The sequence below is a fragment of the Paenibacillus sp. FSL R10-2199 genome (assembly GCF_038000235.1).
Classification (GTDB): domain Bacteria; phylum Bacillota; class Bacilli; order Paenibacillales; family Paenibacillaceae; genus Paenibacillus_AQ; species Paenibacillus_AQ phytohabitans.
In genome coordinates this window covers 5,069,147-5,081,326 of record NZ_JBBOBO010000001.1, presented here as the reverse complement: position 1 = coordinate 5,081,326, position 12,180 = coordinate 5,069,147, and the positions used below count along the sequence as shown (strand labels likewise).

12 protein-coding genes are annotated in these 12,180 nt (G+C 43.7%); 11 read left to right on the top strand and 1 reads right to left on the bottom strand.

What is annotated here, in order from left to right:
* Positions 1-18 precede the first annotated feature (18 nt).
* The 8 genes from NYE33_RS36570 to NYE33_RS22290 all read left to right on the top strand — a co-directional run bounded on the left by NYE33_RS36570 (position 19) and on the right by NYE33_RS22290 (position 7,601).
* The gene (locus tag NYE33_RS36570) at positions 19-255 is read left to right on the top strand and encodes a hypothetical protein (RefSeq protein WP_445669789.1); all 237 of its coding nucleotides are present in this window, start codon (positions 19-21) and stop codon (positions 253-255) included.
* A 339-nt stretch (positions 256-594) separates the two neighbouring features.
* Complete coding sequence (locus NYE33_RS36565; RefSeq protein WP_442950214.1) at positions 595-915, top strand: hypothetical protein; 321 nt, start codon at positions 595-597, stop codon at positions 913-915.
* Positions 916-1,325: 410 nt separating this feature from the next.
* The gene (locus tag NYE33_RS22315; protein WP_042137576.1) at positions 1,326-1,751 is read left to right on the top strand and encodes a MarR family winged helix-turn-helix transcriptional regulator; all 426 of its coding nucleotides are present in this window, start codon (positions 1,326-1,328) and stop codon (positions 1,749-1,751) included.
* 468 nt (positions 1,752-2,219) lie between these two features.
* Positions 2,220-3,359, top strand: coding sequence for an NtaA/DmoA family FMN-dependent monooxygenase (locus NYE33_RS22310; RefSeq protein WP_341067601.1), 1,140 nt, complete (start codon positions 2,220-2,222; stop codon positions 3,357-3,359).
* A gap of 45 nt (positions 3,360-3,404) precedes the next feature.
* Positions 3,405-4,868, top strand: a complete 1,464-nt coding sequence (locus NYE33_RS22305; RefSeq protein WP_442950229.1) for a DHA2 family efflux MFS transporter permease subunit — start codon at positions 3,405-3,407, stop codon at positions 4,866-4,868.
* Positions 4,869-5,027: 159 nt separating this feature from the next.
* Entirely contained in the window at positions 5,028-6,059 is a 1,032-nt protein-coding gene (locus NYE33_RS22300) for an aldo/keto reductase (protein WP_341067600.1), read from the top strand.
* A 320-nt stretch (positions 6,060-6,379) separates the two neighbouring features.
* Positions 6,380-7,120: an oxygen-insensitive NADPH nitroreductase gene (gene nfsA, locus NYE33_RS22295; protein ID WP_341067598.1), complete on the top strand. Its 741-nt coding sequence runs from the start codon at positions 6,380-6,382 to the stop codon at positions 7,118-7,120.
* A gap of 82 nt (positions 7,121-7,202) precedes the next feature.
* The gene (locus NYE33_RS22290) at positions 7,203-7,601 is read left to right on the top strand and encodes a MarR family winged helix-turn-helix transcriptional regulator (RefSeq protein WP_341067596.1); all 399 of its coding nucleotides are present in this window, start codon (positions 7,203-7,205) and stop codon (positions 7,599-7,601) included.
* Positions 7,602-7,901: 300 nt separating this feature from the next.
* Here the strand turns inward: NYE33_RS22290 and NYE33_RS22285 are convergent, their stop codons facing one another.
* Positions 7,902-8,447 carry a TetR/AcrR family transcriptional regulator gene (locus NYE33_RS22285; RefSeq protein WP_042137588.1) on the bottom strand — a complete coding sequence of 182 codons (546 nt, stop codon included), beginning with the start codon at positions 8,445-8,447 and terminating at the stop codon, positions 7,902-7,904.
* A 237-nt stretch (positions 8,448-8,684) separates the two neighbouring features.
* On the opposite strand from NYE33_RS22285, the gene NYE33_RS22280 reads away from it, so the two are divergent.
* From NYE33_RS22280 to NYE33_RS22270, 3 genes are all read left to right on the top strand, one after another.
* Positions 8,685-9,446 carry an SDR family oxidoreductase gene (locus NYE33_RS22280; protein ID WP_042137589.1) on the top strand — a complete coding sequence of 254 codons (762 nt, stop codon included), beginning with the start codon at positions 8,685-8,687 and terminating at the stop codon, positions 9,444-9,446.
* A gap of 157 nt (positions 9,447-9,603) precedes the next feature.
* A complete protein-coding gene (locus NYE33_RS22275; RefSeq protein ID WP_341067594.1) occupies positions 9,604-10,455 on the top strand; it encodes an aldo/keto reductase in 852 nt (283 codons plus the stop codon).
* 1,424 nt (positions 10,456-11,879) lie between these two features.
* Positions 11,880-12,143 carry a hypothetical protein gene (locus NYE33_RS22270; protein ID WP_341067592.1) on the top strand — a complete coding sequence of 88 codons (264 nt, stop codon included), beginning with the start codon at positions 11,880-11,882 and terminating at the stop codon, positions 12,141-12,143.
* The last annotated feature ends 37 nt before the right edge of the window (positions 12,144-12,180 follow it).

The following is a 12,180-nucleotide window of genomic DNA, read 5'->3' as shown; positions in this document are numbered from 1 at the left end:
AAGTCGGTCGCCAGACGAATGGATATCAAGGCTTATGTGGAGCAATCACCATTCCTATATGGGCTCTTGAAAAAGGCCGCTTTACAGTATGTAACAGGCGAATCCCGTATTGACGGGCTCGAAGCGGGTCAGAGACTTTACTGCCAAGGCTATGCCATTTCGCTAGAGTACATAGGCGAGAATACGGTAAATGCCGAGGAATGCGAGGCGGCCGTTGAGGAAATAATAGCGCTAATCGATGATCTCGGTCAATAGGGGGCATTCGCCCGCGTATCCTTCGATTTGTCGCATATCGGACTGATGCTGGATACCGAGCTTGCTTATACGAACTTAGCCAAACGCTGGAAACAGAATTGGAGCTGTTCATCAGCATGGAAGAGTCCGCTAAGACAGAGCGGATCCTCGAGGTTTACAATCGGGCCGCGTCCAGGTATCAGAATATCGGCATTACGCTTCAGGAGCATTTACATCGGACGCCGAATGATTTGGCCGCGCTATCAGCTTCGCCAGGTCGGATACGTATCGTGAAAGGTGCCTATCAGGAGTTGGGTAAGGTCGCGATATCCCGATCCGAATCCGCTGAATGAGCGATATTTGCAGCTAGTGGGAAAGGCGCTCGGAGACGGACACCGGGTTTCAGTTGCTACGCATGATGAGCGCATCATAGAGGAAGCGATACAGCGAGGTCTATTGACGGTGCGTGGCGCGAAGCTGGAGATGCTGTACGGCATCCGACCGGAGCTTGGCAGCAGGCTGAAATCAGCAGGTTATCCGGTTCAGATTTATTTGACCTATGGCCATGAGTGGTACTTGTACTTATGCCAACGAATCGCCGAATATCCGCCAAATCTGTACCGGGCAGTTGCGAATATGGCCGATTCGCAGCGCGTTGATCCTGTGGAGGCATACGATTGAAAGTTCGCACGCAGCATGAAGTGATAAGAAGTGATTAAATCAAGAACAACGCTCAATCGAATCTGCAAATAATAAAAGTCGCATATTATGCGACTTTTATTAAAGACCTAGACTGTCGCTGTTTCATTGACTAACGCGCTTCCATTCTGCGAATCGTACGGATACATCTACGCTTTTTCGAAAATACGATATGTTACACTTGTACCCTCCACTCAGATAGTTAACTCAATCCAAAAACATCTAATTCCTACTGAAAATTATAAATGAATCGGAACTACAAGGAATAACAATAATATATAAATAATGGGTATGGTTTTCTCTTACGGACGAACGATAGTTGACGGCTGAACTACACCTGTGATATATTTAGCCTGCTAAACAATTTTAATAATAAAGGTTGGGAGAGCAACATGGAGAAAGAAATTGACTGTGAGATCCGTGAGCTGTTCGATAAACTTTCGGCAAGAATGAGAAGAGATTACGGCGAAAGTCTTAGGGAGCTAAACCTGCATGTCGGACAAGATAATCTGCTCTACCGTTTATTCTTAGATGATGGAGTAACACAAATGCAGCTAAGCGAACATTTGAATTGTGAACCTCCTACCATAACTAATATGGTTAAGTCACTTGAACAAAATGGATTCATTTACCGTAAGCGTGATGAGAAAGATGCACGAGCTATGCGTATCTTTCTAACCGACAAAGGAAAGGCACTTAAGGATCCCGTTCGTATTATATGGGAAAAGCATCAAGAAAAGTTGCTAAAATCGATTTCAATGGATGAACGACTCCTCTTACGACGGCTTATGAAGCAAATGGAGAGTAATTTGTTTTAAGGACCCTCCATTTGCCGAATATTAGTTAGTAGGCCAAATAATTATTTAGCACGCTAACTAAATTATCATTTATAAGTTTATATATTTAGTTAGTGGGCTAATGATCTTTGTGTTTTTCATACAAACGGATAAAGGAGATATATATTCATGACGACTTGAGCGGTCCATTAGAACTCATGTGGGCAAGGATAGCTACTGGATCGGCTGATATTTCTTTCCCCACCTTAGAAGAAGCAGCATCCCATGTGCATTCAATTCACATGCAGAAGAATGAGCCAGGGAATACAACCGTGAACGATTTGTAATCGGAAGTATTGAAAATGTGGCCAAAAGGCTAATAGATAAAGCAAATGAAGCCTGGGCGGACGAAATTATGATCGCCGATTTTCACCCCGAACAGGCTACGCGATTAAATGCCATTGAGTTATTGGCTAGTGAGATTGATCTTTACAGAAAAGAGGAGCAAAAATGAAAAGTGAAAAACAGCTTAAGATCGGCGTTATACTTGAAGGTGTTGGTTGGAGTTACTCGGCATGGCGCCACCCTAACATGCCTGCCAATGCAAGCGAAAGTGCGGATTTTTATGTCAAGACGGCGAAACGGGCAGAAGAAGGCAAGTTCGATATGGTTTTTTTAGCAGATGTAAGCCATATAGGGCCTGGAAATATCCCGCATTTTCTAAGTATGTTTGAAGGTGTAACGATACTATCTGCACTAAGCATGGCCACTAGCCACATCGGGCTTGCTGCGACTATAGCCACGTCTTACGCTGATCCATTTACAGTGGCTAGACAGATGGCATCTCTCGATAAAATTAGTAACGGGCGAGCGGCATGGAATGCTGTTACTTCTAATCCTGGGGGGTTGGCTAACTACAGCAGAAGGCATTTGTCTAAAGATGATTTATACCCTTTGAATAAAGAGTTTATCGAAATTGTAGAAGGCCTGTGGGATTCCTATGAAGATGATGCATTTATTCGTGATAAAGAGAGTGGCATCTTCCTCAATCCAAGAAAGATGCACCAACTGAATTACAGGGGCAAGTACTTTTCTGTTGACGGTCCGCTAAATATTAGTCGTTCCCCACAAGGAAGACCCGTCATCTTTCAAGCGGGTACGTCTGAAGCGTTTATGAATATCGCATCTAAACATGCTGAAGGTGTGTTCATAAATGGGGATGATTACAACTACGCCAAGCAATTTAGTGAGGAACTGAGAAGAAGAGCAGTCCTTGCAGGACGAGCTCCGGAAGACCTGTTGATTATGCCATCACAACACATCATCGTTGGAAGAACAGAAACTGAGGCGAATGAAAAGTTTTTGGGGTTACAAAAGTTATCGCCCCCAGGATACCGTACTCCTAAACCCACATTTTTCGGATCAGCACAGTCCGTAGCCGATAGGATTGAACATTGGCATCAAACGGGTGCAATGGACGTATTGCTTCTAAGACAAGAACTTCCTTCGGGAATTGATGATTTTATTGATTTGGTCGTACCGATCCTGCAGGAAAAAGGAATATTCCGAAGAGAATATGAATCCCGCACGTTGAGAGGTAATTTAGGTCTTCCTTTCCCGGAAAATAGGTATACAAAAGATAAAGCCTGACGACCATCATTATGCTGCAGGTAGGGCAAAAAAATAAACGATTATATTGATTTTGAAGGAGATAGTGAAATGAAGAAGCAATACAATACACGTGCCATCTTGGCATCGCTGCTTATCTGCGGTTTTGTTGGCATGTTTAGCGAGACCGCTCTTAACATAGCAATAACTAATTTAATGGAAGTGTTCCAAATTAATGCCGCTACAGCGCAATGGTTGACAACAGGTTACTTACTAACACTTGGTATTCTAATGCCGTTCACTGGTCTATTATTGCAAATGTATACAACAAGACAACTTTTTATCGTGTCAACAGCTGGTTTAACGGCAGGTACATTCTTAGCGGCTGTATCCTTAAACTTTGAAATGCTCATGTTTGCACGTGTTATACAGGCAATTGGTATGGGGTTATTATTACCGCTCATGTTTAACACATTGCTTGTGATTTTCCCTCCAGAAAAGCGAGGCGCAGCGATGGGCTATATGGGGTTAGTTTTATCGTTTGCACCAGCACTGGGGCCAGCGATTAGTGGGATGATAATCCAGTATTTATCTTGGCACTTTATTTTCTGGATCTTACTACCATTAATAGTGATTGGTATGTTGTTTGGGATGAAGTATTTAGAAAATGTAACAGAAGTAAGTAAGCAACGTATTGATGTTCTTTCAGCAGTTTTATCAACGATTGGTTTCGGAGGTATCGTATTTGGTTTTGGTCAAGCTGGTGAAGGAGGCCATGGGGGGGGGAGTTCCGTCGCTCTTACGTTGATTATTGTTGGTGTGATTGCACTTATCTTGTTTGTATTGCGACAAAATAAGGATCAGCCGTTACTAAATTTACGTGTATTCAAATATCCGATGTTCGTTATCGGGGTTTTCCTTGTGATGATGTGTATAGTAATTTTTATGACGACAATGATTGTGTTGCCAATGTTCTTGCAAACAGGGGCAGGGCTATCTGTATTTGTTACAGGCTTGATATTATTGCCGGGTAGTGCACTAAATGGTATTTTCCAGATGGTTGCAGGGCGCTTATCCGATAAGTATGGACCGAAATGGGTTATAATGCCAGGTTTAGTCATTATAATGTTGGTTTTATGGTTCTTCACAACATTAACGCCAGCTTCATCAGTTGGATTAATTATTGCATTGCATATGGTTCTAGCGGGAGGGATTGGACTCATTTGGCCAGCCTCACAAACAAATGCCTTAAACTCACTGCCACCTGAATTATATCCACACGGTTCAGCTGCCCTGAACACGTTGATGCAAGTCGTTGGGGCTATGGGAACAGCTGTAGCGATTAGTATTTTAACAGGTGGAAAGAATAAGTATTTAGCTACCTCATCTACACCAACAATGCCGAATGAAATCGCAAATGCGATAACTGCGGGGGTGCAAAACGTGTTTTGGATTTTGCTTTTAATTGCTGTTATTGGCTTTATTATTGGTTTTTTCGTGCGCCGCTCCGTTATCAACCGCGGAACAGTAGAGAGCATGAATATGCATTAAATATGAAAGTTCATTTACACGTATTCACCATGCTTTTATGACTATCTATAAAAAAGAAGAGGCACATAATAACGGATGTAGCGGACAGTTACATGCTGATTGCAAAGCGAGTATGATTGTCATGCTATAAAATGCCCAATATTAAGGAGGATATACAGAATGAAGTATAAGCAGCTTGGAAATACAGGACTTTTAGTTTCACAACTTGCATTAGGCACAATGACGTTCACGAGTGGAAAGGATAACCATAAAATTCTCGGTTTAGTTGGGCAGGAAGAAGCCGACAAGATGATAAAAAAGAGTGTCGATATCGGGATTAATTTCTTTGATACTGCTGATAATTATGCAGAAGGTGAAAGTGAAATTATTCTTGGACAATCCTTCCGCAATCTTGGTATTGCGCGGGAGGAAGTTGTAATTGCTAGCAAAGCCGCCGGACGAACAGGTATGGGACGTAACGATGTCGGTGCTTCAAGAGGACATATTATGAATGCAGTGGAAGCAAGTTTAAAGAGATTGAAGATGGATTATATCGATTTGTATCAGATTCACGCCGATGATTTCTTGACACCTGTAGAAGAAACTTTAGGTGCTTTAAATGATCTGGTAACACAGGGTAAGGTACGATATATTGGCGTATCGAACTGGCATGCTTGGAAAATTGCTAATGCTCTTGGTATTTCTGAACGCAAAAATCTGGCTCGCTTTGAAACGGTTCAGGGGTATTATTCTCTTGCCAGCCGCGATGTTGAACGAGAGTTGGCGCCTTTGATGGAAGCAAAGAAGATGGGACTTCTGGTGTGGGGTCCGCTTGCTGGCGGTCTGCTGTCAGGGCGTTACGATCGACACAATCAAAAGGCAGAGGATTCGCGCCGCTCTGCGGTTGATTTCCCGATTGTAGATAAAGAGCGAGCTTGGAATATCATTGATAAGATAAAACCGATCGCTGAAGCACATGGGACAAGTATAGCAAGTGTAGCGCTCGCTTGGCTGATGACAAGACCAGTTGTAACCTCTGTTCTTGTTGGCGCGAAACGATTGGAACAGTTGGAAGAAAATCTGGAAGCCGCAAATTTAGAACTGACGGATGATGAAATTCAGCACCTTGACGAAGTGAGTACACTGCCTCCTGAATACCCAGGTTGGATGGTTGACTATCAGAAAAGAGATCGCCTGGAACCGCTTTTTTGACAGAATATTCAGTCCAGAGTATCGTGAGCATAGGTTATAACGAAGGAATGTAAAGGCAATGAACCGTTGAGATATGGGATGGTGAACCCCAAGGGAATTAGTGGAGTATGTGCAGAAGAAGTAAACTGGGGAAATTTTTCTAGCTATTCCAGATGCCCAGCCCAGTCTTGATCGGTAATATCTGTACCTTTTCCTATGATTGATCTGATCCAAGTCGATGACATCCTACGAATTAGTAAGTATATGTGAGATAAAACATCAGCATTATAGTTAACAAGCTAATAATCATTGTAACATAACTAGCAAAGGGGACCAATCCAATGAATTCTACGCTTAAATTGCTTCAAAGCCATACCTCCGTTCGTTCTTATACGAATCAACACCTGACAGAGGAGCAACTTGAGGCAATCTTTAAGGCAGCTAATCAAACCTCTTCCTTCAGTCATTTTCAGGCCGTTTCAATCATTAGAATCACAAATTCGGAACTTCGTAAAAAAGTGATGCAGCTCTGTGTCAATCAGCCTTATATAGAAGAAGCAGCAGAGTTTTGGATCTTCTGTTCGGATTTCAACAGAAACCATCAAATTGCCCCGGATGTTGATCTCGAATATATTGATTTTCTTCTGATCGGTTCACTTGATGCCGTGCTCATGGCGCAAAATGCATTAACTGCAGCAGAATCCATGGGACTTGGCGGTGTATTTATTGGAGGGGTGAAAGCAAATATTAACGAATTATCTGAATTATTGCATTTACCTAAATATGTAATTCCATTGGTGGGACTATGTATCGGTGTTCCGTCTGGAGAAAAGCCTGCACTGAAGCCGCGGTTGCCTCAATCCATGGTATTATTTGAAAACCAGTATCAGCCATTCGATATAGAGCAATTAGCAGTCTATGATGAAACCATGCTGAATTATTATGGAGGCCGTCCAGTTAAAGCTCCATTTACCGTGAAAAAAGTAAAAGGATGGAGTGAGCACATTCAGGAGCATCTTCCAATAACTTTTCTGCCAGAAATAGTGAAGTATTTGAACAAGCAAGGATATGCCAACAAATAAATACCCTTAAGAGATGTGGACACCTCAACTTCACAATGTTATAGTTAGTCCACTAAATATACTTTACAAATTGAGGTAAATTATGAAAGATAAGGTTGATTGCGATATTCGTCAGTCTTTAGATCGAATTTCTTCCCAAATGCGCCGGGATTACAGTGATTCTCTAAGGGAACTTAACCTGTATGTTGGCCAGGAGAATTTGCTTAACCGGTTGTGGTCAGGTGATGGTATTACACAAATGCAAATATGCGAACATCTGAACTGTGAACCACCTACGGTAACAAACATGGTTAAGTCACTAGAGAAAAACGGATTTTTATCCCGTAAGCGTGATGAACAGGATGCAAGGGTTATGCGGATTTTTTTAACAGATAAGGGCAAAGAATTAGAGGAGCCAGTTGGTTTCAAATGGAGACAGGAGCAAGATAAATTACTACATTCCATTTTACCGGCAGAACGCCTGCTTTTAAGAACACTTTGAAGCAACTAGAGAGGAACTTAATATAAGTTTCTCTTGTGATAATACTTAGCAGGCTAAGCATTGAATCAATTAACAAAGTTGATAAATAGTCAGAGGAGCGGGCCAAAATAGCTGAAAAAGGAAAATTTCAAATGATATTCATCGCTGATACTCCAGCTTGATGGTTCTTAGGACCACAGTCTTCAATGTTCCCTATGGATCCTATGTTGGCACTATTGGCTGTGCAAGAGAAACGAAACATAATGGGCTTGTTGCTGCTTTCTCAAGCAGCTGTTACCTAACTACGCCTCACTTTTTCGATTAGTCCAGGTGTATCATTTGAACAATATGCTCTGCGATACTTTGTTCTGTTAGTTTAGTTTGTTCAGCAGTATGCAGAGTAACTGCTTCATTAATTATGTTGGCATAGATTTGTACGAAAAAAGTACGTTCATCAGAGGATATTTCCTGCATACAAAGATTCAAATAATGCTTAAGTGCAATGACTAATTTTGAAGAGAGTAGAGGAATGATTTTGTTATAGTTACGGCGACATTTCTTTTTGACTTGTTGATGATATTCAAATGCTGCGAATACTAATTGCATCATATTATCTTTTGTAAATGCACACACACCATTAGTATGTTGTTGAATAAGTTCTTCCGCTGATTTTTTAATTATCTCATCCAACAATTCATATTTATCTTGGAAATGAGCATAGAAAGTTGCCCGATTGATTTGGGCCCGTTCCGTTAAATTTTGTATTGTGATTTTATCAAAATCTTTTTCTTCCATCAGTTCAAAAAGTGACTCAAAAATGGATTCTCTTGTTCGAGTTGTACGAATATTTCTTACTTTAAGTCCCATGGATCTAACTCCTTTTTTTTAAACCAACAAATGGCCCGCATTGTTGGTTGTTCCTCAATGATGTTCCGGATACAATTGAACTACTAAAGCAACTATTGTTGTAATAGTATACTGCTTAGAAGGTGGTTAGTCCATTTTGAAACCTAAAAGTGCAAGATTAATAGTTAATACCGATTTCATCGAACAATGTAATACAATTTCAAAATAATTATAAACCAAATATTGGAGGAATTTAAAATGAAACTTACAGGAAACACGATCTTCATTACAGGTGGCGGTTCAGGAATTGGACGTGCATTGGCAGAAGCTCTACACAACCTTGGAAACAAAGTAATCATCTCGGGTAGAAGAAAAGAGCGTCTGGAGGAAGTGATTAGTGCTAATCCCGGAATGTCTGCAGTTGAACTGGACATACAGGATCTTTCCAGTATTGAGGCAACCGCTAAGCAACTTATTCAGGACTTTCCTGATTTGAATGTCTTATTTAATAACGCTGGCATCATGCTTTTCGATGAGGCTGCGGGTGTGATTGACGAAGAGGTTCTGGTTTCAACGGTCTCAACAAACTTGCTTGGACCAATTCGAATGACGTCTTCATTAATTGAACATTTGAAGTCTAAAGAAGAAGCTGTGATCATTAATACGACTTCTTCAATCGGGTTTATTCCGTACGCAGCGACTGCGGTGTATTCGGCGACCAAAGCAGCGCTCCATTCCTATACCTTATCACAACGTTATTTGTTTAAAGATACAACAGTAAAAGTATTAGAAATCATACCACCTGGGGTTCAAACGGAACTCATGGGAGATATTAGTAACAATCCGCATGCGATGCCACTTGAAGCATTCATTGAAGAAACAATAAGATTACTCGGTACGGATGCTGAAGAGGTTCTAGTGGAACAAGCGAAAATGATTCGTGATAATCAAGGCCCGAATGAAGGCGCTTTTGTAACCCAACTTAACGATATGTCGAGCCAAGCGCCAACAGACCATTAATTACAGCAGAATAGTTTTGAAGCTTAACTTCGTATAACACGAAGGCGGTAGGCTTAGTATAATGCAAATCGGACGTAAGTGGAGTCTCTGCTTCAGTGCCCCATTCCCGGGATATGTGCCGTTTGCTTTATACATTTGAACACTGGGAGGAATTACAATGCAAACCGTAACATTGAACAATGGTGTGAAAATGCCAATCATCGGCTTTGGTGTCTTTCAAGTGCCAGATGCTGAAGAATGCGAGAACGCCGTATATGACGCGCTGATGGCTGGTTATCGCCTGATCGACACCGCGGCCGGTTACCTCAACGAGGAAGCGGTTGGACGCGCGATCAAGCGTAGCGGCGTGCCGCGTGAGGAGCTGTTCATCACGACCAAGCTTTGGGTTCAGGATGCAGGTTACGAGAGTGCCAAGCTGGCGTTTGCTAAATCTTTGAAAAAGCTGCAGCTCGACTATCTCGATCTATACCTTATTCACCTGCCGTTCGGCGATTACTACGGCGCTTGGCGTGCGATGGAAGACCTGTACCGCGAAGGCAAGATCAAGGCGATCGGTGTCAGCAACTTCCTGCCCGACCGTCTGATGGACCTCATCGTGCATAACGAAATCGTGCCCGCAGTCAACCAGATCGAAACGCACCCGTTCTACCAGCAGACTGAGAACGCCGCTTTTATGAAAGAGCAGAGAGTGCAGCACCAGTCGTGGGCACCGTTCGCTGAAGGACTGGGCAACATGTTCGGCAACGAAGTGCTGACCTCGATCGCAGAAAAACACAACAAGTCCGTCGCCCAGGTCGCGCTGCGCTGGCTTGTTCAGCGTGAAGTCGTTGTAATTCCAAAATCGGTGAGAAAAGAGCGGATCATCGAAAACATCGACATTTTCGATTTCGAATTGAGTGCAGACGATATCGAACAAATCTCCACCCTCGATACGCGGGAGAGTTTATTCTTATCCTTCCACGATCCGAAATCTGCCAAGATGCTGGGCACCTCGAGAGTCGAACTGTAATCTCCTTGATCGAACAGTAAACTCATCACGCGTTTATCCTCATCTATTAGAAAGGACAGGGTGCCCCTGTCCTTTCTTTACTTGAACATCGAATTCTATGCATAGCAAAACTGCTGCTATCTGCAGGTAACACATGGAACCACCGGACCTCTATCCTGCTCGTTCGTATTATGAGATCAACCAGTTCTTTCAGGTTGATCCTTTTTTTATTTGGGCGTGCCCAGAGGCACGCATTATCTAGTTGGTGCAAGTCCAACCAAGAGAGGGGCCAAGCCACTCTTGTAGCTAGGATGCTTGCACATGGCGAAATCTGTGTGTAAAAGCGGCATCGACAAAAGTACCGGTCAGAGACCGGGAGAGCGACAACCCAGGCCGTAACTTCAAGTGAATCCTGCTGCGTCGTCCAAAAGGCTCTGCGAAGGGGAGAAGAGGATGCCGAGTCTCGCGTATAATGGATGAAGGCCATGAAGCTGTACAGAACTTGGAACAACGGTGAAGAATCCTCCGGCGTAGAGGGAACGGCATGGGTCAAAAGATAATGCAGTGTTACTTACGAGACCCTCCCCCGCACGGATTTTTTTTAGGAACCCCTAAAGAGGTGCTCAATAAGTCCAGAAGATGAAATGAACCGTCTGTGGGAAGGGAGTCCGAGGGGCTCATAGTGCGTGCGTGGCAGCACGATCATCAGTTGGGTTAAAGTCCCGCTGAGCACCGGACTAGGGAGCTCATATCCAAACTTGGGGGTAACGCCTCGGGGTCCGGTATTTTTTTTACTGGAGGGCAGAGCGTCTATCGCGAGGCAGAGTCTAAAGGGCTTGAGGAGAAGTACCAGGCCGTAGTGAATCGGGGCTACCCGAACTCGCGAACCGGTCGGCCAAAGATGGGGCAAGGTCGAGTCTGCACTATGGAGACGAAGGCGTTCTAGTCCACCCATCGCACCTAGGTGTGTGCGGGCGGCATGGTACGGAAGATGACGTTGTGACCCACGGAGATCTCGTCGTGTCTGAAACGAGTGCACTTCCAGGACGAGTGGATAAACAAAGTCGAAGCGGTCGGGCCGCGTCTACCGCTTCAAAGAATACGCGGCAGCTTCAGTAACGGATGCTATAAGGAAATCCCGAAGTGCATACCGGACGCACGGCGAGAAGTCGGAGTGCTGCATACTACTTACGAACGGACGAAAAAGTCACCTTGGTGTGACTGCCTTCTGTTCACCCAAAAGGTAAATCAGAAGGGGAAGGCGGCTCGCTTTATGGAGACCGGAGCTGGCATGAGTTTCGCGAGTAAGCGGCAAGGGAGGAATATTCCCTAAGTGAAAGACCCAAAACTTGCAGGCGGAGGATACGAAGCGCATGTAAGCAGAAGGCACAGGACGAAAGGTTCATTCATTAGTCAACAAGATGTATCACCGAACAAACCTGGAAATGGCATGGGAAACGGTGAGGGCAAACGGAGGTAGTGGTGGAACTGACAAGGTCACCATCCAGGCCTTCCAAGCTGTAGCCGAAGTGGAGCTAAAGAAGCTGCACGAAGAATTGAAACAAGGGACGTACCGACCGATGCCGGTCAGACGAATTCACATTCCCAAGAAAGGGAAGCCAAACGAGAAGCGTCCGCTCGGCATCCAGGCGATAAGGGACAGAGTCTGCCAGCAAGTGTTGAAAAACAGGCTGGAACCTATCTTCTAACCCTTGTTCAGTGAATGCAGTTTCGGATACCGATCGG